At 72.4% G+C, this 19,613-nt stretch carries 21 protein-coding genes; 12 read left to right on the top strand and 9 right to left on the bottom strand.

The features are described 5' to 3' along the window. Nucleotides 1-4 precede the first annotated feature (4 nt). Together ACTIE5_RS04200 and ACTIE5_RS04205 are read left to right on the top strand one after the other, a co-directional pair. Nucleotides 5-703, top strand: coding sequence for an XdhC family protein (locus ACTIE5_RS04200; protein WP_439548432.1), 699 nt, complete (start codon nucleotides 5-7; stop codon nucleotides 701-703). Further along, on the top strand, nucleotides 700-2,346 hold the full coding sequence (locus ACTIE5_RS04205; protein WP_439548433.1) for an NTP transferase domain-containing protein: 1,647 nt from the start codon (nucleotides 700-702) through the stop codon (nucleotides 2,344-2,346). The genes ACTIE5_RS04200 and ACTIE5_RS04205 overlap by 4 nt, the downstream gene beginning before the upstream one ends. A 71-nt stretch (nucleotides 2,347-2,417) precedes the next feature. Here ACTIE5_RS04205 and ACTIE5_RS04210 read toward each other — a convergent pair whose 3' ends face one another. The 3 genes from ACTIE5_RS04210 to ACTIE5_RS04220 all read right to left on the bottom strand — a co-directional run bounded on the left by ACTIE5_RS04210 (nucleotide 2,418) and on the right by ACTIE5_RS04220 (nucleotide 4,768). Beyond that, nucleotides 2,418-3,344, bottom strand: a complete 927-nt coding sequence (locus ACTIE5_RS04210; RefSeq protein WP_439548434.1) for an FG-GAP repeat domain-containing protein — start codon at nucleotides 3,342-3,344, stop codon at nucleotides 2,418-2,420. Nucleotides 3,345-3,542: 198 nt separating this feature from the next. Then, the gene (locus ACTIE5_RS04215) at nucleotides 3,543-4,364 is read right to left on the bottom strand and encodes an alpha/beta fold hydrolase (RefSeq protein ID WP_439548435.1); all 822 of its coding nucleotides are present in this window, start codon (nucleotides 4,362-4,364) and stop codon (nucleotides 3,543-3,545) included. Continuing rightward, entirely contained in the window at nucleotides 4,361-4,768 is a 408-nt protein-coding gene (locus ACTIE5_RS04220; protein ID WP_439548436.1) for a hypothetical protein, read from the bottom strand. The genes ACTIE5_RS04215 and ACTIE5_RS04220 overlap by 4 nt, the downstream gene beginning before the upstream one ends. Before the next feature lie 111 nt (nucleotides 4,769-4,879). Between ACTIE5_RS04220 and ACTIE5_RS04225 the strand changes: the two genes are divergently transcribed. Then, nucleotides 4,880-5,689, top strand: a complete 810-nt coding sequence (locus ACTIE5_RS04225) for a helix-turn-helix domain-containing protein (protein WP_439548437.1) — start codon at nucleotides 4,880-4,882, stop codon at nucleotides 5,687-5,689. 9 nt (nucleotides 5,690-5,698) lie between these two features. On the opposite strand, the gene ACTIE5_RS04230 is transcribed toward ACTIE5_RS04225, so the two are convergent. Next, complete coding sequence (locus ACTIE5_RS04230; RefSeq protein WP_439548438.1) at nucleotides 5,699-7,165, bottom strand: methyl-accepting chemotaxis protein; 1,467 nt, start codon at nucleotides 7,163-7,165, stop codon at nucleotides 5,699-5,701. 148 nt (nucleotides 7,166-7,313) lie between these two features. On the opposite strand from ACTIE5_RS04230, the gene ACTIE5_RS04235 reads away from it, so the two are divergent. Further along, complete coding sequence (locus tag ACTIE5_RS04235; RefSeq protein ID WP_439548439.1) at nucleotides 7,314-8,885, top strand: methyl-accepting chemotaxis protein; 1,572 nt, start codon at nucleotides 7,314-7,316, stop codon at nucleotides 8,883-8,885. 22 nt (nucleotides 8,886-8,907) lie between these two features. Here ACTIE5_RS04235 and ACTIE5_RS04240 read toward each other — a convergent pair whose 3' ends face one another. After that, on the bottom strand, nucleotides 8,908-10,176 hold the full coding sequence (locus ACTIE5_RS04240) for an amidase (RefSeq protein WP_439548440.1): 1,269 nt from the start codon (nucleotides 10,174-10,176) through the stop codon (nucleotides 8,908-8,910). A 75-nt stretch (nucleotides 10,177-10,251) separates the two neighbouring features. Between ACTIE5_RS04240 and ACTIE5_RS04245 the strand changes: the two genes are divergently transcribed. Genes ACTIE5_RS04245 through ACTIE5_RS04255 form a run of 3 tightly spaced genes read left to right on the top strand, consistent with a single transcriptional unit; the run spans nucleotide 10,252 to nucleotide 12,489 of the window. Further along, on the top strand, nucleotides 10,252-10,749 hold the full coding sequence (locus ACTIE5_RS04245) for a hypothetical protein (protein ID WP_439548441.1): 498 nt from the start codon (nucleotides 10,252-10,254) through the stop codon (nucleotides 10,747-10,749). A gap of 21 nt (nucleotides 10,750-10,770) precedes the next feature. Next, a complete protein-coding gene (locus ACTIE5_RS04250) occupies nucleotides 10,771-11,223 on the top strand; it encodes a hypothetical protein (RefSeq protein WP_439548442.1) in 453 nt (150 codons plus the stop codon). A 12-nt stretch (nucleotides 11,224-11,235) separates the two neighbouring features. Continuing rightward, on the top strand, nucleotides 11,236-12,489 hold the full coding sequence (locus ACTIE5_RS04255) for an MFS transporter (RefSeq protein WP_439548443.1): 1,254 nt from the start codon (nucleotides 11,236-11,238) through the stop codon (nucleotides 12,487-12,489). Nucleotides 12,490-12,494: 5 nt separating this feature from the next. Here ACTIE5_RS04255 and ACTIE5_RS04260 read toward each other — a convergent pair whose 3' ends face one another. After that, the gene (locus ACTIE5_RS04260; RefSeq protein ID WP_439548444.1) at nucleotides 12,495-12,878 is read right to left on the bottom strand and encodes a hypothetical protein; all 384 of its coding nucleotides are present in this window, start codon (nucleotides 12,876-12,878) and stop codon (nucleotides 12,495-12,497) included. A gap of 67 nt (nucleotides 12,879-12,945) precedes the next feature. Here ACTIE5_RS04260 and ACTIE5_RS04265 point away from each other — a divergent pair, with 67 nt between their 5' ends. Beyond that, nucleotides 12,946-13,938: a Gfo/Idh/MocA family protein gene (locus tag ACTIE5_RS04265; RefSeq protein WP_439548445.1), complete on the top strand. Its 993-nt coding sequence runs from the start codon at nucleotides 12,946-12,948 to the stop codon at nucleotides 13,936-13,938. Nucleotides 13,939-13,979: 41 nt separating this feature from the next. Continuing rightward, nucleotides 13,980-14,282 carry a hypothetical protein gene (locus ACTIE5_RS04270; protein ID WP_439548446.1) on the top strand — a complete coding sequence of 101 codons (303 nt, stop codon included), beginning with the start codon at nucleotides 13,980-13,982 and terminating at the stop codon, nucleotides 14,280-14,282. Here ACTIE5_RS04270 and ACTIE5_RS04275 read toward each other — a convergent pair. After that, a complete protein-coding gene (locus tag ACTIE5_RS04275; RefSeq protein ID WP_439548447.1) occupies nucleotides 14,264-14,578 on the bottom strand; it encodes a hypothetical protein in 315 nt (104 codons plus the stop codon). The genes ACTIE5_RS04270 and ACTIE5_RS04275 overlap by 19 nt on opposite strands. Nucleotides 14,579-14,649: 71 nt before the next feature. Between ACTIE5_RS04275 and ACTIE5_RS04280 the strand changes: the two genes are divergently transcribed. From ACTIE5_RS04280 to ACTIE5_RS04290, 3 genes are all read left to right on the top strand, one after another. Beyond that, nucleotides 14,650-15,000 (top strand): RidA family protein, encoded by a 351-nt coding sequence (locus ACTIE5_RS04280; RefSeq protein WP_439548448.1) that lies wholly within the window; start codon nucleotides 14,650-14,652, stop codon nucleotides 14,998-15,000. A 421-nt stretch (nucleotides 15,001-15,421) separates the two neighbouring features. Continuing rightward, nucleotides 15,422-16,456: a CHAP domain-containing protein gene (locus tag ACTIE5_RS04285; protein WP_439548449.1), complete on the top strand. Its 1,035-nt coding sequence runs from the start codon at nucleotides 15,422-15,424 to the stop codon at nucleotides 16,454-16,456. Between the two features lie 60 nt (nucleotides 16,457-16,516). Beyond that, the gene (locus ACTIE5_RS04290; protein ID WP_439548450.1) at nucleotides 16,517-17,041 is read left to right on the top strand and encodes a cupin domain-containing protein; all 525 of its coding nucleotides are present in this window, start codon (nucleotides 16,517-16,519) and stop codon (nucleotides 17,039-17,041) included. Nucleotides 17,042-17,151: 110 nt separating this feature from the next. Here the strand turns inward: ACTIE5_RS04290 and ACTIE5_RS04295 are convergent, their stop codons facing one another. After that, a complete protein-coding gene (locus ACTIE5_RS04295) occupies nucleotides 17,152-18,156 on the bottom strand; it encodes a lysophospholipid acyltransferase family protein (RefSeq protein ID WP_439548451.1) in 1,005 nt (334 codons plus the stop codon). Continuing rightward, entirely contained in the window at nucleotides 18,144-19,538 is a 1,395-nt protein-coding gene (locus tag ACTIE5_RS04300; RefSeq protein ID WP_439548452.1) for a cytochrome P450, read from the bottom strand. Before ACTIE5_RS04300 ends, ACTIE5_RS04295 begins: the two co-directional genes overlap by 13 nt. Nucleotides 19,539-19,613: the final 75 nt, after the last annotated feature.

Raw genomic sequence — 19,613 nt, forward strand, 5'->3', positions numbered from 1 at the left:
CGCGATGAGCCCCGATCTTCTTCAGCGCCTGATGGCGGCGCGTGCTGCCAAGGTGCCGCTGGCCTTGCTGACGCGCCTGCCGGATGGGGCGCAACTGCTGGTGCCCGGCGACGCTGTGCCGGAAGCGCTGGCGGCGGAGGCCGGGGCCGCCATCGCGGCGGATGCCGCGCGCAACGTGACCGTCGGCCACGAGACCTGGTTCATCGCGCCGGAGAATCCGCCGCTTCGCCTCATCATCGTGGGCGCCGTCCATATCGCGCAGGCGCTGGTGCCGATGGCGCTGCCGCTGGGTTTCGCGGTGACGGTGGTGGACCCCCGCCGCGCCTTCGCGACGGAGGAACGGATGGGCGACCGCGTCACCATCTCCTCCGACTGGCCGGATGAGGCGATGGCGGCACTCAAGCCCGATGCGCGCACCGCCGTCGTGACGCTGACGCATGACCCGAAGTTGGACGACCCGGCGCTGGAAGTCGCGCTGCGCAGCGCCGCCTTCTATGTGGGGTCGCTCGGCAGCCGGAAGACCCATGCGAAGCGGGTGGCGCGGCTGACGGAAGCGGGGCTGAGCGAGGCCGAGATCGCGCGCATCGCGGCGCCGGTGGGGTTGGATATCGGGGCGGTGACGGCGCCGGAAATCGCCGTCTCCATCCTGGCGCAGATCGTCTCCGCCCGGCGTGGCGGGCCGAAGAAAAGGGCTGAGGCATGATCTTCGGGCCAACGCCGCTGGATGAAGCGAAGGGCGCCGTGCTGGCGCATACCGTCCGCCTGACGGGCCGCGTCCTGAAGAAGGGCACGGTGCTGGACGAAGGCGCGATCGCGGCGCTGCGGGAGGCGGGCAAGCGCGATGTCATCGCCGCCCGCATGGAAGCCGGCGATGTGCCGGAGGATGAGGCCGCGGACCGCGTGGCGGATGCGCTGATGGCGCCCCTCATCGCCAAGTCCCGCGCCGCCACGGGGCGGGTCAACCTGTTCGCGGAAAGTGCGGGGCTGTTCACCGTGGATGCGGGGATGATCGACCGCATCAACGCGGTGGATGAAAGCGTCACCGTCGCCACGCTGCCCAATAATTCCGTGGTGGCGGCGAAGGAGATGCTGGCCACCATCAAGGTCATCCCCTTTTCCAGCCCCGGCCGCGTGCTGCAGGTGGTGGAAGCCTTGGCCCGCGGCCGCACCGGCATCGCCATCCATCCCTTCCAGCCGCTGTCGGTCGGCCTGGTGCTGACGGAACTGCCGGGCATCAAGGAAAGCGTGATGGAGGGCGCGGTCGAGGCGACCGAGGCGCGCATCAAGGGCTTGCTAGGCACCATGCTGCCGGTGGAGCGCGTGCGGCATGAGGAAGGGCCCGTCGCCGATGCGCTGACCCGGCTGCGCAAGGCCGGCGCCGACCTGCTGCTGGTCGCCGGTGCCTCCGCCGTGGTGGACCGGCGGGATATCGGGCCGGCGGCGATCGTCCGCGCCGGCGGCGTGATCGAGCATTTCGGCATGCCGGTCGATCCGGGGAACCTGATCTGCCTCGGCCGCGTCGGCGACATCCCGGCGCTGGTGCTGCCGGGCTGCGCGCGCAGCCCGAAGCTGAACGGCTTCGACTGGGTGCTGGCGCGCCTGTTCGCCGGCCGCCGCGTGACGGCGAGGGAAGTCATGGGCATGGGCGTCGGCGGCCTGCTGAAGGAGATCGAGGCCCGCCCCCTGCCCCGCGCCGATGCGCCCCGCGTGCCGCCGCCCGCGACGGCGCCGCGCCGCGCCCGCAAGGTCTGCGCGCTGGTGCTGGCGGCCGGCCGTTCGCGCCGCATGGCGCCGCTGAACAAGCTGCTGGTGCCCGATACCAAGGGCCTGCCGATGATCCTGCGCGTGGTGGACAATGCGCTGGCGTCCCATGCCTCCCCCGTCATCGTCGTGACGGGGCATGAGCGGGAGCGGATCGAGGAGGCGCTGGCGGGGCGCCCCGTGCTGTTCGCCCATGCGGAAGGGTATTCGGACGGGCTGTCGGCCAGCCTCAAGGCCGGGCTGGCGGCGGTGCCGCCGGATGCGGAGGGGGTGCTGGTCTGCCTCGGCGACATGCCGCTGGTGACGGCGCCGATGCTGGACCGGCTGCTGAACGCCTTCGATCCGGAGGAAGGCCGCGCCATCGTGCAGCCGACCTTCCGCGGCAAGCAGGGCAACCCGATGCTGTGGAGCCGGGAGTTCCTGCCGCAGATGCTGGCGATTTCCGGCGATGTCGGCGCGCGGCATCTGGCGGGCAAGCATGCCGACCGCCTGGTGGATGTGGAGATGGCGAATGACGCGGTGCTGCGCGACTTCGACACGACGGAGAGCCTGAAGGGGCTGCCGGAATTCGCGGGGAAGAAGTAGCGGGGGTGATGGCGGGAATTTCCTGGGGATAGGGGGAACGCGCTGCATCCCCCCCTGCCGCGTTCAGTGCGTCAGGCGGCCGTCCACACTGCCGCGACCGTGCCGAGGCTGTGCCAGCCGGCGATGGCGCCGCCCTGCATGTCCCAGTAGCCGATCTCGCCGGTGGATGCGTTGCGCCACAGCAAATCATCCGTGCCGTCACCGTCATAGTCGCCGCTGCCTGTCAGCGACCAGCCGGACACGATGCCGAGTTCCGTCCAGCGCGCCTCCGTGCCGGCGGCGTCGATGTCCCAGAAGCCGAAGCGGTCCCCCCGCTGCCAGATGATGTCGTCGACGCCATCGCCGGTCAGGTCGGCGGTGGCCGCCACGCCCCAGGCTGCATCGACCTTGCCGAACCCGGCCCATCCGACCGGGATGCCGAAACGCATGATCCAGATGCCGGTCTCGCCATCCGCGCCGCGCCACAGGATGTCGGCCGTGCCGTCGCCGGTGAAGTCGGCGGCGGCGAGGAAGGTGAAGTGGCCGACATCGTAGGCGATCTCGTTCACCACGCCGCGCCGGTCCATGGAATGGATCGTGATCCGGGTCCCCGCGGCGCTGTCGGTCAGTTCCATTAGATCGGCGCGCGTATCGCCCGTGACGTCCACCCGATCGGTCACGAAGAGGCGACCGGTGGCGGACGATGGCTGTGTCTGCGTCGCCGTGAAGGTGAAGAGGTCGCGGCTGCCCAGGATGCCACCGGCCTCCATTCCCCAGGCCAGCACCTCCACCTCGGAAGCATCAGGCCCGGGCGGCAGGGCACGCTGCCAGGTCAGGTCCACCCAGCCGTCGCCGTTGATATCGCCGCTGCCGGCGCGCGACCAGGCGGTGTCGAGGTATCCGAAGGACTGCCAGACGGGTCTGCCGGCCTGCATGTTCCAGACCCCGGCCTCGCCGGTCACGGCGTTGCGCCAGAGAATGTCGTCGCTGCCGTCATGCCAGAAATCGCGACCGGCCATGCTGGTGTCCTTGCCCGGCAATTCGTGGTGAGCCGGCACTAACCCGAAGGCCAGCCGATCCGTCCATCCGGTGACGACGGTATCGGCGATCGGTCTGCCCCTGCAACGGGGGCGATCCGGACGCGGTTTCCCGGCTTGCGGATCACCGGCCCCGGCCAGGGGCATGCGGAGGATTGCGGCCGGCCGAGGCGATCTCCGCTACCCCTCCCCCCGCGCGAAGCCCGCGATTTCCGCCGCCAGCAGCGCCGGGTGGCTCGCGATCAGGCCATGCCTTCCGCCCGGCACCACCCGCAATCGCGCGCCCTTCACCAGGGCGGCGGTGGGATGGCCCGTGAGGTCGAGGGGGCAGGTCGCATCCGCATCGCCCTGGATGACCAGCAGCGGCAGGTCGAGCGCCGCGAGTTCGACGCGGAAATCGGTCTCGGCCAGGGACCGATGAAAGGCCAGCAGCGCGGGGAGCGAGGCGGTGAGCGCATCGGCGCGGATGGCGTCGAGCAGCGCGTCGGGGCCGCCGAAGGGGCGGGCATTCTCCGCGAGCCAGCGCGGAAAGTCGTCCAGCACCGCAGTGCGAAGATCGGCCAGGGCTGCCGCCGGGATGCCGGCTTGGTTGTCTGGGCGCTGGAGCAGCAGCGGCGTGGTGGGGCCGATGAGAACGAGCCGCGCGATGCGGGATGCGCCGTGGCGCGTCAGGGTGCGCACCGCCTCCCCGGCCGCGCCGGACATGGCGACGAGGGTGACGGCGCGCAGGTCATGCGCCGCCAGCACGTCGGCCAAATCGTCAGCAAGCGTGTCGTAGTCCATCGCTCCGCCCGGGTCGGCCGAGCGGCCATGGCCGCGGCGGTCATAGGCCAGCGCACGAAAACCCTGCGCCGCCAGCCGCGCCATGACCGGCCCCCAGGAGAGGGAGGAGAGCGACCAGCTCGCCAGCAGCACCACCGGCGGGCCGGCGCCCGCCGCCCGGCTGAACAGGGCCACGCCGTCGCGGGTGACGACGTGACCGGTGGGGAGAAGCGCGGTCATGCCAGCGCCTCCACGCGGGGGGCCTGGCGCAGCGCGGTGGCCTGGGCGATGGCGAGGCCGAGCACGGCCAGGGCCTGGAAGGCGATGAAGCCCTGGCCGAGCGCGGTGGCGCCCAGCAGCACCATGCCCAGCGCGCTTTCCGCCACCCAGACCAGGTTCAGCGCCACCACCAGCCGCACCGCGTTGCGCGGCGGCGCGGCGGAAAGGCCGAGCCAGGCGACCAGCGCGGCCCAGGGCAGGAAGAACAGGCCGACGCCGCGCAGCAGCGAAGCCGACAGGCCGAAGGGCGCGGCCAGCCAATCGGCGCCGGCGGCCAGCAGCAGGCCGGTGGCGCCGCTGGCCGCCGCATCGGCCAGCAGGGACAGGCGCAGGAAGCGGGTGGGCATCAGCCGTGTCGTGAACATCGTCGTCCTCCTTCTGCTTCGGACGAGGGCAGCCAACACCCGCGCGGGACCACGGGGCGATGACGTGGGAGGTCATCGAATGCCGCTTCGCGGGTGGATAGGATGCGGGGCATGAGGACGCACCAGCCCCTGCAATCGCCCGCCATCGGCCCCCTGCTGCGCGCCTGGCGCGAAAGGCGGCGGCGCAGCCAGATGGATTTGTCGCTCGAAGCCGGCATCAGCCAGCGGCACCTGAGCTATGTGGAGGGCGGCCGCGCGAGCCCGAGCCGGGAGATGGTGCTGCGCCTGGCGGAGGAGCTGGAGGTGCCGCTGCGCGACCGCAACGCGCTGCTGCTGGCCGCGGGCTATGCGCCGGCCTTCCCCGAACGCCCGCTGGACGACCCCGCGCTGGGTGCCGCGCGCGGGGTGGTGGAGGCGATCCTGCGCGCCCACGCCCCCTTCCCGGCCCTGGCGGTGGACCGGCACTGGGTGATGCTGGCGGCGAATGCGGCGGTGGGGGCGCTGTTGGCGGGGGTGGAGAACCGGGCGCTGCTGACGCCGCCGGTGAATGTGCTGCGGCTCAGCCTGCATCCGCGCGGGCTGCTGCCGATGATCGCCAATGCCGCCGAATGGCGGGCGCATATCCTGGAAAGGCTGCGGCGCCAGGTGGCGGCGGGGGCGGACCCGGTGCTGGCGGCGCTGCTGGCGGAGCTGTCGGCCCTGCCCGCGCCGGCGCCGGGTGCCGCGGGGATGCCGGCGCTGGTGCCCGGCGGCATCGCCGTGCCGTTGGTGCTGGACCTGCCCGCGGGGCGGCTGGCGCTGATCGGCACCACCACCGTCTTCGGCACGCCGGTGGAGGTGACGGTCTCCGAACTCGCGATCGAGGCCTTCTATCCCGCGGATGAGGCGACGGCCGCGCTGCTGCGCAGCCTGGCGGGGTGATCTGGCGGGCTACCTGACCAGCGCCTCGGCCGCTTCCATCGTCTGTCCCACCGCGCCGGAGACATCGCGCACGGCGGCGGAAATCTCCTCCACGCTCGACAGGACGGAGGAGACGGCGCTGGCGGCGGATCGGGCGCTGGCCGACATCTCCTGCGTCACGGCGGCCTGTTCGGAGACGGCGCCGGCGGCGCGGCCGACTTCGCCGCGCACCGTCGTGACCTGTTCGCGGATGGTGGCCATGGCCTTGGCGACGCTGGCGGAGCGGGCCTGGAGGCCATCGATCTCCCGCGTGATCTGTTCCGTGGCGCGGGCGGCCTGGACGGCCAGGTTCTTCACCTCCGACGCCACGACGGAGAAGCCCTTGCCGGCCTCCCCGGCGCGGGCGGCCTCGATGGTGGCATTGAGGGAGAGGAGGTTGATCTGGCTGGCGATGTCGCGGATCAGGGCGACGATGCCGCCCATGGCCTGGGCGGCGCTGGCCAGGCCCTGCGTGTCCGCGCCCACGGCCTCCGCCTGGGCGAAGGCGGCGTCGGTGGCGCTGCGGGATGCCTCCATGTTGCCGGCGATGGCGTGGATGGAGGAAGCCAGCGCTTCCGCATTGCCGGCCACGGATCGGACATCCCCGGTCGCGGTACCGGCGGCGCCGCGGGCGGCATCGGCTTCGCGGTGGGACCGGCTGACGGCGGTGTCGATGCTGTCGATGTAGCCCTTGAGCTTCGCCAGCATCTCCTTCTGCGGGGTCACGTCGGAGGCGAATTTCACCACCTTCGTCACCTGGCCGCGATGGTCCAGGATGGGGTTGTAGGAACCCTCGATCCAGACGGCGCGGCCACCCTTGGCGATGCGCCGTCCCTGGGCCGTGACCGGCGTGCCGGCGGCCAGCTTGTCCCAGAACGCCGCGTATTCCGCCGATCGGGCGGTGGCGTCATCGACGAAAAGGCGGTGATGGCGGCCCGCGATCTCCTCCGCCCGGTAGCCCATGACGGAGAGGAAATTCTCATTGGCCTTGAGGATGGTGCCGTCGATGGCGAATTCGATCACGGCCTGGGCGCGGCCGATGGCGGCGATCTGCGCGGCGTAGTCCAGGTTCAGCAGGCGGTGGTGGGCGTCCTCCCACTCCACCACGAAGCCGCTGCGCCGGCCCGCTTCCATCAGCGGCGTCACCAGCAGGTCGAAGATGCGGGAGCCGATCCTGATGGTGGCGGCATGGGGCTTGTCGAGCGCGGCCAGCATGCGGCGCTGGTGGTCGGGCGTCTTGTGGAAGACGTCGATGTTGCTGCCCATCAGCGTGTCCATGCTGAAGCGGGGCAGCTCCCGCTTCAGCTCCGCCTCCGCCTCCCGCATCATCGCGATGACGGAGGCGTTCATGTAGACGATGTTGAGGTCGGGATCGGCGATCATGATCCGGGCGCGGACATGATCGAGTGCGGCGAGGCGTTCGGCGCTGCGGTCAAGGCGGGCTGGGCGGATGAACATCCGGGATCCTCCGTCGAGGGCGCCCGTGTAGTCCGGACCTTATTGCTTTTTCGTATAGATTGCGGCGGCGCGGGGCCCTAACCCTCGCTCAATCCTTTGGCGCGAGGATCAGGCGCCCCGCCTTCCGCGGTGGTCCGAGGTCGCCGCCATGTCCCTCCCCGCCTCCCCGCGCCTTGCCCTGGCGGGCATCGCGCCACGCCTGCTGCTGCTGATGGGGGCGATGCTGCTGCCCATCCTGCTGGCGGCGGGATACGGGGCGGGCGGCGTGGTGCCCGGGGGCATCGGGTTGTGGGGCGCGGGGCTGGCGGCGCTGGCGCTGGCCGGGGTCGCGGGGTGGCGCCTGGCGGCGCGGGTCCGGGGCCTGGCGGGGGCGATGCGGGACCTGGCGGAAGGGCGGCTCGACACCACCATCGCGGGCGCCGGGCGCGGCGATGAATGGGGGATGGCGGCGCGGGCGCTGGACAGCCTCCGCCTCGCGCTGCGGGAGGATGCGGCGCGGCGGGAGGCCGAGGACGCCGCCCGGCTGGCCGCCGACGCCGCGCGGGGCGAGGCGATCCGGGACATGGCGGACCGGGTCGAGACCTCGACCGGTGCGGCGGTGGATCTGGTGGCGCGCAGCATGGACCGCATGGCGGATGAGGCCGAGGCGATGGCGGGCTCCGCCGCCACCGTCTCCGTCAACTGCGCGGATGTCGCGGAGGCCGCGGGCGCGGCGCGGCGGAACGTGGAAGCGGTGGCCGCGGCGACCGAGGACCTCAGCACCGCGATCGGCGAGATCAGCGCCCGGATCGGGGAGGCGACGAACGCCACCGGCCGTGCCTCCCGCAGCGGCACCCAGGGGCGGGAGAGCATCGACGCCCTGGCGGTGGAGGTGGAGCGCATCGGGGGCGTGGCGCGGCTGATCGCCGGCATCGCCGGGCAGACCAACCTGCTGGCGCTGAACGCGACGATCGAGGCCGCGCGGGCCGGCGAGGCCGGCAAGGGCTTCGCGGTGGTGGCCAATGAGGTGAAGAGCCTGGCGGCCGAGACCGCCAAGGCGACGACGGAAATCGCCCGCCAGGTGCAGGAGGTGACGCAAGCCACCACCCGCGCCGTGACGGTGGTGAGCGACATGGCCGATGCGGTGGCGGAGGTCGATGCCGCCGCCGCCGCGATCGCCAGCGCGATGGAACGGCAGAGCGAGGCGACGCGGCGGATCGTGCAATCGGTCTCGGAGACGACCAGCGCGACCGATGCCGTGACCCAGCGCATCGATGTGGTGGCAACGGAGACATCCGGCGCGGTGGAACGCGCGATGCAGGTCAGCGCCGCGGCATCCGACGCCCGGACGGGGGTGGGGGAGTTGCGGCGCAACCTGGTGCGGGCGGTGCGGGAATCCGCGCCGGAAGCGCAGCGCCGCGCCCATCCCCGCCTGGCCAGGCCGCTGCCGGTGCGGCTGGATGTGGGCGCGCCGGAAGGGCCGCTGGCCGCGGTGCTGGCCGACATCTCGGTCGGCGGCTGCCGGATGCAGCCCGGCGCGCCGGGCGTGCCGGCGGGCAGCACCGTGACGCTGCTGGCCGATGGCGTGGCGCCGGGCCTCTCGCTGCGGGCGGAGGTGGTGCAGGCCGAGAACGCGGCGGCGGGCGATGCGCTGCGGCTGCGCTTCCTGGCCATGCCGGCGGCGACGGCGGCGGCGCTGGAGGCGGGGCTTGGGAGGCTGGGGCTGCGGGAGGCGGCGTGAGGCCGCCCCCGCGACGCGCCCCCTACCCCATCGCCGCCTGCACCCAGCGCGCCACGGCCAGCACGCGGGCATCCTCCCCCATCCGCCCGGCCAGCTGCACGCCCATGGGCAGGCCCTTCGGGCCGGTCGTGACGGGCACGGTGACGTTGGGGCCCCAGAGCAGGGTCCAGAGCAGGTTGAAGGTGGCGTCGCCGGTGTAGCTCAGGCCTGCCGGGGCCTCGCCGGGGGCGGAGGGGGTCAGGATGGCGTCGAGGCCCTCGGTCGCCACCGCGAAGGCGGCGCGGGCGGCGGCGGCGGCGGCGCGGGCCTCGTCCAGCATCGCGGGGGGCTGGGTGCCGGACCAGTCGAGGCGATCGAGCAGCACGGCGGACAATTGCGGGCGGCAATGCGCGTATTCCCAGGCGAGCGCCTGGCGCGTCTCCATGTTCATCATGTGGCCGTGCAATTCGGCGGCGCGCAGCAGCTCGGGCGGCAGGGCGAAGGGCACGACCTCCGCCCCCGCGCGGCGGGCGGCATCGGCGGCGCGGTCCAGCAGGGCCAGCGTCTCCGGCGTGGCGGAGGAAGCGTCGTGGCCGATCGTCAGGCCCAGGCGCGGCGCGCGGCCGGGCTTCGCATCGGGGTCGCCGAGGTCGCGGCCCGTCATCGCCCCCATGGCCAGCGCGCAATCGGCGACGCTGCGGGCCATGATGCCGATGGTGTCGAGGCTTTCGGAACAGACCTTCATGCCGCCGCGATGGAGCGTGCCGAAGGACGGCTTGTAGCCGACCACGCCGCAATAGGCGGCCGGGCGCACGATGCTGCCGGCGGTCTGGGTGCCGAAGGCGAAGGGCACCATGAAATCCGCCACCGCGGCGGCGGAGCCGGAGGAGGAGCCGCCCGGCGTATGCGCCGGGTTGTGCGGGTTGGTGGTGGCGCCGGGGTTGCGGGTGGCGAATTCCGTCGTGACGGTCTTGCCCATCACCACGGCGCCGGCGGCGCGGGCGGCGGCGACGGCGGCCGAATCGCCCCTCGGGCGGTGGCCGGCCCAGATCGGGCTGCCATAGCCCGTCGGCAATTCGGCGGTATCCAGCACGTCCTTCACGCCGAAGGGGATGCCGTGCAGGGCGCCGGGGCGCGCGGCGGCGGCGAAGCGCCTGGCGGCGGGGGCGTCGAGCCAGGCGAAAGCGCGGGTCGTGCCCTCGCGCTCCGCGGCGCGGGCCAGGCAGGCCTCCATGAGGGCGGCGGGGGAGAGGGTGCCGGCGGCGATGGCGCGGGAAGCCTCGGTGGCGGTCAGGCGGCTGGGATCGGTCATTCCCGCATCACGCCATGGTCAGGCGCGCTTGCGAAGGGGTGGCGCAACCGGCGGGGGCGCGCCTATCTGGGGGGAATGCCCGAAAGTTCGATCCATGTCGCCGGCAGCGCCGATGGCAGCCTGAGCTATGCCATCGCCGTGCCGCCGGAATCGCTGCCCGCCGTGACCCCCACCGCGCTGCTCGGCGCCTGGGATGCTGCCCGCGCCCGTGCGCACCAGGGCGGCTGGGGGCCACCGCGCGAATTGCTGTTCCGCCGGCCGGATGGCAGCGCGCAGCGCCTGGCGATCGTCGACCGCGATGCGCGATCCTGGGCGGAGGCGGTGGACCTTCGCGCCGACCTGTCCACGATCGGCGGCCTGTCGCTGTGCCTGCGGCTGCTGGCGCTGGTGGATGTGATGGGGCGAAGCGCCTGGCTGGCCGGCCTGTTCAGGGTGACGGCAGCGGGGGTGGAACTGCACCCCGCGCTGCTGCGGGCGGCGGCGTCCATGCCGCTCGATTCCGGGGCGAGGTTCGACGCGGAGGCGCTTCGGGGGCTATTGTCGCGCACCCTGCCCGCGCGCATGCCGGCCTGACCTGCCCGAGAGAGTGATCCCATGCCAAGCCGCCTCCCGCTCCGCCTCCTGGTGATCGCGCCGCTCGCGGCGCTTGCGGCCTGCGGCAGCCCGTTGCCGCCGATCTCGCCCATCGCGGCGCCGGCGCCGGTGCCGCGGGGCGAACGCGATGCGCGCTACGAGGCGTGCCGGGACCAGGCGACGCGGGTGGTGCAGTACCGCGAGCGCGGCCAGTTGATGCGCAGCGATGAGACCGAGTCGGGCCGCGGCACCATGGGCGTGTCCCCCATGATGCGGGTGGAGAATGACCGGGGCGCGGCGCAGATCGACCGCGACCGCCTGGTGGCGGAATGCCTGCGGGCGAGCCCGGACCCCGTGCGCGGGCCGGGCCAGGCGGCCACGACGACGACCACGACCGGTACAACCAGCGGTGGCGGGTTGGCCCAGCCGGCCAGCGGCCGCGCGCTGCCGCCGCCGGGCGTCGGGGGGCGCTGACGGGCGCGCCGGGTGGCGTCGCTCGGCGCCCTCGGGCGCGCGCTGGCCACCCGCGATTCGCGGCTTTTCTTTTCCGGCTCCATGGTCGCCTGGACGGGGCTGTGGATGCAGCGCATCGCCGTCTCCTGGCTCGCCTGGGAACTGACGGGCAGCGCCTTCTGGGTCGGCATGGTGGCCTTCTGCGACCTGGCGCCGGCGGTGTTCGTCAGCCCCATCGCGGGGGCGATCGCGGACCGGGTGGACCGGGTGCAGCTGGCGATCTGGACGCAGGTGGCGATCGCCATCCAGGCGGCGGCCGTGGCGGGCATCACGGCCAGCGGGCACATGACCATCACCATATTGCTGGTGCTGGAGGTGCTGGGCGGCATCGCCGCCAGCTTCGCGCAGCCGGCACGGCAGACGCTGATGCCGGGGATCGTGGCGCGGGCTGACCTGCCCGCCGCCGTCGCCGCCAATTCGCTGTGCTTCGCGGTGGCCCGTTTCGTCGGGCCGGCCATCGCGGGGCCGGTCATCGCGGCCTGGGGCGTGGTGCCGGCCATCGCCGCCAATGCGGTGGGCTACGGCTTCGCCTGCCTGTCCATCGCGCTGCTGCGCGTGGATGCGCGGGAACGCCGCGGACACCCGGCGTCGGCCAGCCTGTGGCGGGAGGTGACGGGCGGCATCGGCTATGCCTGGCGGCATGTCGGGCTGGGGCCGCTGCTGCTGTATGCCGCGATGGGCGCGCTGCTGATGCGCGGCGTGCAGGAGATCCTGCCCCCCTATGTGGAACGGCTGTTCGGCCGGGGCGCGGAGAGCCTGGCGGTGCTGACCGCCTGCTTCGGCGTCGGCGCGCTGTGCGCCGGCTTGTGGGTGGCGTCGCGCGGGCGGCTGGAGGGGACGGTGCGGATCGCGATCTTCGCCGCCCTCGCCCAGGCGGTGGCGACGGTGGGGTTTGTGGCCACGGGGTGGTTTCCACTCGGCATGCTGTGCGGGGCGCTGATCGGGGCGGTGGCTTCCATGCACGGGATCAGCGTGCAGACCCTGCTGCAGAGCGCGGCGGACCCGGCCTATCGCGGGCGGATGCTGAGCCTGTGGGGGTTGATCACGCGGGCCTTCCCGGCGCTGGGGGCGTTGATCCTGGGGGGGCTGGGCGAATTATTCGGGTTGCGGCTGCCGACGATCGCGGCCGCGATCCTGTTCCTGGGGGTCTTCGCCTGGGGGCTGACGAAGCTGAAGACGATCGAGGCGGCGCTGGAGGGGCAGTCGGGCTCCGCCAGCAACCGCTGAACGGGTCAGCCATTCGGCCCCGGCGCGGGAGTAGGCGTGGGCGTGGGGGCTGGCACGGGCGGAGCGGCTGGGGCCGGCGCCCGGCCGTTGTCTTCACCGCGGCGAAGCGGCGTCAGGTAGGTCGCGAGCGCACCGATGGCGGCGGAGGTGATGGCGACGATGGAATCGGGAACCGAGTCCGTCCTGAAGAACACCGTGCCGAGCGAGAAGAAGGCGATCGGGATGACCGCGATGGCGATCAGGCCCAGGACGATGTAACGCACCGTCCAGCGGTCATTGATGGCGGGCATGCCCTTTCGCAGTTCATCGATGAGCTTCACCTTGTCGGCGACCGGGATATCGGGTGCGATTGCCACCTTCTCGATGGCATCGAAGATTCGGTCGGACATCGGACATCCTCGGGTTTGGTGTTAGTTTCTATATCGTATTGAAATCACGGAAATGCGAGAGCAGTCAATGACCGGAACGACGATGCTGGATGCCGCCATCGTGGGCATGGGGCGCTGGGGCCAGGTGCTGGCCAACAGCGTGCAGGGCAGGAACGATGCGGGAATCCGCTTCGTGTCCGGCTGCACCCGCACGCCCGCCAAGGCCGAGGCCTGGGCCGCGGAGAAGGGCATCCGGATGCTGCCGGATTACGAGGCGGTGCTGGCGGACCCCGCGGTGAAGGCCGTGGTGCTGGCCACGCCGCATGGGCAGCACGCGGAACAGGTGATCGCCGCCGCCCGGGCGGGCAAGCATGTCTTCGTGGAGAAGCCCTTCACGCTGGACCGTGCCTCCGCCGCCGCCGCCGTCGCGGCGTGCCGGGAGGCGGGGGTGGTGATGGCGCTCGGCCACAACCGGCGCTTCCTGCCGGCGATCCAGTTGATGAAGTCGATGCTGGCGGAGGGGCAGCTCGGCACGCTGCTGCATGTGGAAGGGCAGTTCAGCGGGCCCGGCGCGCGTGCCTATGTGCCGGGGATGTGGCGGGCGGACCGGGCGGAAAGCCCGCTCGGCGGCATGGGCGGCATGGGCATCCACATGATCGACGCCATCATCAACCTGGCGGGGCGGTTCAAGGAGGTGACGGTGCGCAGCCATGCGCAGGTCAGCCAGACCATCGACGACACCACGGCGATGCTGGCGCTGCTGGAACGCGGCGCGACGGTCGGCTTCGCGACCCTGTCCCTGTCGCCCAGCTTCTGGCGCGTGGCGCTGTTCGGGACGGAGGGGATTCTCGCGCTGCAGGGGCATGAGCACCTGACCTGGACGCCGCGGGAGGGCCAGGGCTGGGTGAAGGAATTTCCGAAGACCGACATCGAAGCCGCTGAACTTGCGGCATTCGCGCAAGCCGTGGCGGGTGGCCCGGCCTATCCCCTGCCCGTCGAGGACGCGATCCATGGCGTGGCGGTGTTCGAGGCGATGATCGGTGCCGCGAATTCGGGCAGCACCTACCACGTGGTCGGCTGAAACCGTGGCGGCGGAGCGGGCGATTGCGTTATGATCGGCGCATGAACACGCCCCGCCGCACCCTTCTCTCCTGCCTCCCGGTCGCGACGCTGGTCGCCAGCCCGGCCCTCGCCTTCCGGCTGGAAGCGCCGAGCGCCGGGGTGGCGGCGGAATATGGCGGCGGCGCCTGCGCGGAACAGCAGGTGCATGAGGCGCTGCGGGCGGAGATGGAAAGGCTGCTGGAAGGCCGCCCCCTGCCCGCCCCGATCGCGCCGGAACTCGCCCGCCTGGCGCGCTGCCCCTTCTGCGGCTGCGGCGTGGCGGGCGCCACGGACCATGGCGAGGGTCAGCCCACGCCCGGCTGATCCGGAGGGGGCTGATCCCGCCAGTAGCGGACGCGCCATCCCGGCCCGAGTTCCACGGCGAGCCGGGCGGCAAGGCGCCGTCCCCCGGCCTCGAATCCCTCGGGATCGGGCAGCGGCAGGGATGCCGCCGGGTCGTCCCAGTCGAAGCCGGATTCGAAGGCGTCGGCCCAGGCGAGCAGCGCCGTCACCAGGGCGGGTGAGATCGGCAGGCCGGCGGGGTCGATGTTCCCGGGCTCCCCTCCATCCCGCCAGAGCGGCCAGCAGCGGTAGTCCGGCATCACCTTGATGCCGCGCATGGCACCGTCTTGCCCGTCTGTCATGGCCCGCCTAGGAGATGGGCGCCAAACCGCTCCAGGAGCAATGCGCGATGTCGAAGATCACCCGTCAGGGCAGCAACCCCATCCTGTCCTCCTCGGTGGAGTACCATAACTTCGTGTACCTCGCCGGCATGACGGCGGATGACCTGTCCCAGGACATCACGGGCCAGACCCGCCAGGTGCTGGCGAAGATCACCGATGCGCTGGAAGCGAACGGCACGGACAACACCCGCCTGCTGCAGACCCAGATCTGGCTGAAGGACATCCGCGACCGCGACGCCATGAACAAGGTGTGGGTGGAGTGGCTGGGCGATGCCGGCCGCCCGGTGCGCGCCTGCGTGGAGGCCAACATGGCCGATCCGCGCCACCTGGTGGAGATCATGGTCACGGCCTGCCGCTGAAGCGGCACGCCGGGCCTGCCGCCGAGGCGGCGAGCCTGAACGGATCGGGGCGGCGCCGGGGAAACCCGGCGCCGCCCTTTTTCATGCGTGCCCCCCATTCGCCGACCGTTCCGAAATACCCCCGCGGCGGGGGCATATTCCCGCATGGCATGACTGTCATGTTGCGGAGTCAGGGCGGGCGACGCGAAGGCCTCAGAACCGTGACAAAAATGCCGCAACACTGTGTCGCCATGTTTCGTCAGGTTTCGTTCTAGGACGATATTCTGTTTCACGCGACGTTCACGGATGCTCGATGAGCGAATCACGCCGGATTTCGCGAGGTAACAAAGGATCGGGTTGTCCCTCCCCCAGGTGCCGGGTACCGCCGTTCACACGGAGCGCCAATCGGTGCCCGGAGGGCAGGCAAATCGGGGGATCACTCATGCGGGCGACGGGCACGCTGGCTGTATTCTGCGTCCTGTTCGGGACGGCGGCTTTCAGCGCGGATACGGCGCAGGCGCAGGAGCGCAACCCGCGCACCGCCCAGAAGCAGGCGCGCCCCGCTCAGGTGGCCGTGACGCCGCCCCGCCCCCCCGCCGTTAACACCGCCAGCCGCGTCGCCGCCACCAAGCCGGGCCAGCCCGCCAGCCGCCAGGTTGCCGCCGCGCCGCAGCGTGGCACCCCAGCGGCGGCGCCGCAGCGTGGTAGTCAGGTGGCCGCGCTGCCGCCGCCCCCGCCGCCCGCGCCGGCGCCCCGCGTGCGCGTGCTGAACGAGATGCCGGCCAGCCTGGCACCCGCGCCCACGCCCACGCCCACGCCCACCGGGCCGATGCAGCTGGCTTCCGTCGGCGTCATCCGTCCCGCGGTCGCGCATCCCGCTATCAGCCATGGCGGCACGCCCATCCTGCCGGTCTCCATCAGCGGCGGCCTGTCCTGCGTGCCCTTCGCCCGCATGGCGACGGGGATGAACATCAGCGGCGATGCCCGCATGTGGTGGCACAACGCGGCCGGCAGCTATGCCCGCGGCAATGCGCCGGAACGCGGTTCGGTCCTGGCCTTCACGGCATCCGGCGGCATGTCCCGCGGCCATGTCGCGGTGGTGAGCCGCGTGGTGAATTCCCGCACCATTCATATCGACCACGCCAATTGGGGCGGTCCCGGCATCCGCCGCGGCGCGGTGATGCGCGGCGTCGTCGTGATCGATGCCTCCGACCGCAATGACTGGACGGCGGTGCGCGTGCAGGTCGGGCACAGCAACGACGCCTTCGGCCGCACCTATTCGACGCATGGCTTCATCTACAACCGCCCGGCCAATGGCGCCGACCGGATGATGGAAGCGCGCGCCCGTGGCTTCCAAGAGCGGGGCTTCCAAGAGCGGGGCTTCCAGGAGCGGGGCTTCCAGGAAGTGGCGGAGGGCGCGCCCTCCCCCCATGTCGCGCAGCACATGCGCCTCACGTCGCAGCTCTTCGCGGAGTAGTTTCCCCCGCGGCCCCGTCTTGCTGGCATGATCCGCCGGCGAAGACGGGAGGATCATGCCATGCATGAACGCGGCGGGGATGGGGCGGAGCGGCTGCTGCTGCCCGAAGGTTCCTGCGATGCCGCCCCCGGGGGCGGGACCATACCCAACAACCCACGCCTGCCGGTGCTGCTGCATCGCGGCGCGGTGCGCGCCGGCGATCCGGCGGCGGCGGAGGCGCTGTTCGCCCGCCATGGCTGGCCGCCCGCCTGGCGCAACGGCATCTACGACTTCCACCACTACCACCCCAATGCGCATGAGGCCCTGGCCATCGTGGAAGGCGCGGTGCGCGTCAGGCTCGGCGGCGATCCCGGGGTGACGATCGACCTGCAGGCGGGGGATGTCGTGGTGCTGCCGGCGGGGACGGGGCACCGCAACCTCGGCGCCTCCGCCCGGCTGATGGTGGTAGGGGCCTATCCCCCGGGCGATCCGCCGGAGCAGTTCACGGGACGGCCTGGGGAGGCCGCGAGGGCCGCCCATGCCATCCCCGCCACGCCCGACCCGCCCTGCGATCCCGTGACGGGCGCGCCCTATCCCGCCGCCTGACGCGGGTCAGCGGTCGGATCTCCCCCGACCGCTCAGCGGTCGGACCTCCCCCGACCGCTCAGCGGTCGAATCTCCCCCGACCGCTCAGCGGTAGGATCTCCCCCGACCGCTCAGCGGTCGAAGCGAAACGCGTGCAGCATGAACCATTGCTCGGGATGGGCGCGCACCACGGGCTCGATCGCCGCATCCAGCAGCGCCATGTCGTCCAGCATCCCCTGGCGGCCACGGCCGGGCGGTCCGACGTCCACCGGGGGCAGGAAGGTCAGGCGGAAGCGGGGCCCCTCCGCGATGCGGAGCGCGTAGCACGGCACGATGGCGGCGCCGGTATGCGCGGCCAGGCGCACGGCCCGCATGATGTTCCCGTCCGGCTTCGGCGCCCGCCCGAACCGCGGCGCATGGACCCGCCCTTCCCAGTATTCGTCCACGTAGTAGAGCAGCGCGGAATGGCCATCGGCCAGCAGGCGGTGGGCGTGGAAGGCCGCATCCAGCGTCGGCAGGATGGGGTTGGAGATGGGCGCGTCGGCGAAGCGGCGGCCAAGGTTGCGCATCCTGAAGGCGATCCGCATCCGGAAGCGGTTGGGCAGGCGCTGGAAGATGGCATGGAAGGGCAGGCCAACCTTGGCGAGGCCGAGATGCACCATCTCCCAGTTCCCGACATGCAGCCCCGCGACGATGACCGGCCGCCCGGCCTGGCGAAGGCTGTCGATCACCTCCCGCCCCTCGATCTCGATGCGGTCTTCCGACAGGAAGCGGTACTGGGCGGAGAATTCGGCAAAGCAGCGGCCGATATGGACCCAATGCGCATCGAGCAGGCGCTCGATCTCCGCATCCCCCGCCTCGGGCCGCAGGTGCCGCAGCAGGGCGCGGGCGCGGTCGCCGGGACGCCTGCGGCCGAGATGATGCCCCAGTGTGGCGCCAATGGAGGAGACGGCCTGGCTCGGCAGCAGGCGCATGAGGTGATGGGCGCTGTAGTCCAGCAGGCCCCAGGCGGGGTCGCGGACCCAGTGCCGCCACAGCGCGCGGCGCTGGTCCCAGCGCCAGGGCGGCGGCGGGTAGAGGATATCCAGCGCGCGGCTGTCCCGCGCCGGGTCCGGCGGCGGCTTCACGCCGGCCATACGCGCATCGGCAGCGTTTCACCGGGGCGCAGCGTCAGGCGCGCCACGGCCTCCACCACCGCTCCCGCCTCCAGTTCCAGCCGCGCCGCCTGGCGGAGGGTGGCGAGGCAGATCATCGCCTCCGCCAGGCCCAGCTGCTGGCCGGTGCAGACGCGGGGGCCGGTGCTGAAGGGGATGTAGGCGTGGCGGGACGGGCGCGGCGCGCCAGGCATGAAGCGGTCCGGCACGAAGGCATCGGGGGCCGGCCACAGCTTCGGGTTCCGGTGCAGCAGCCAGGGCGCCACCAGCACGATGCTGCCCTTCGCGACATCCCGCCCCGCGATGCGGCCGGGGGCGATGGCCTCCCGCGACAGCAGCGGCACGGGGGGATAGAGGCGCATCGTCTCCTCCACCACCGCGCGAGTGAAGGGCAGCAACGGCAATTCCGCCAGGCCCGGCGCACGGCCGCCGAGGGTTTCGGCCAGTTCGGCGTCCAGCCGCGCGGCGCTGGCGGGGTCCTGGCTCAGGATGAACAGCGCCCAGGCCAGGACATTGGCGGTGGTCTCGTGGCCCGCCATGAACAGCACGATCGCCTCGTTCCGGAAGGCGCGGCGGTCCATCGGGCGATCGGTGCCGGCGATGCGGGCCTCGGCCATGGATCTGATGAGGGAGGCCTCCGCGCCGCCGCCGCCGTCCAGGATGCCGGCGATCAACCCATCCACCACGGTGTGGATGCGGCGGACGGAGGCGCGGGTGCGGCGGCCGCTGAAGCGCGGCAGCCATTCCGGCAGGCCGAGGAGGGAGGCGATGTCGGTCTGGTCCACCAGCGCCTGGTATTCCGCGAAGGCGGCGACGACTTCCGCGGCGGCGTCGGCGCCGAGCGCCCTGCCGAAGATGGTGCGGCAGATGATCTCCGCCGTCAGGTGGCCCATGGCGGCGAGTGCGTCGATCGGCGTGCCGGGCGGCAGGGCGCGCCAGGTCGCCGCCAGGGCGGTGGCGGCTTCCGTGATGGCGGGGGCGAGTTCGGGCAGGCGCGCCGGGTGGGTGACAGGGGCGACGACGCGGCGGCGTTCCCGCCACAGCGCGCCGTCCGAGACGAAGAGGCCATCGCCCAGCAGCGGCGCCAGGGCGCGGCGATGCGCGGGGGATTTGCGCTGGAAGGCCGCATGCTGGTCCACGAAGGCCTCGGCCACCGTCTCCGGGCTGTTGCAGATGACGAGGTTCCGCAGCAGGAAGCGGCGGAAGACCACATCGCGGCTGAAGGTGCCGGCGGGGAATACCGCCAGCCAGTTGCGGCGGGCGAGCCTGATCAGTTCCCGGATCGGCGGCAAACGGACCGGGCGCGCCGGGTGGGGCGGCACGAAGGGTGCCGTGGTGGTGGGAGGGGGCGCGCCGACATGCATCGCCCAATTCTAGGCCGAATCAGGGGATGCACCATTCCCGTTGTGGGCGATTGCGCGGCCGCCACGGCATGGCCG

Source organism: Falsiroseomonas sp., assembly GCF_051859025.1.
Classification (GTDB): domain Bacteria; phylum Pseudomonadota; class Alphaproteobacteria; order Acetobacterales; family Acetobacteraceae; genus Falsiroseomonas.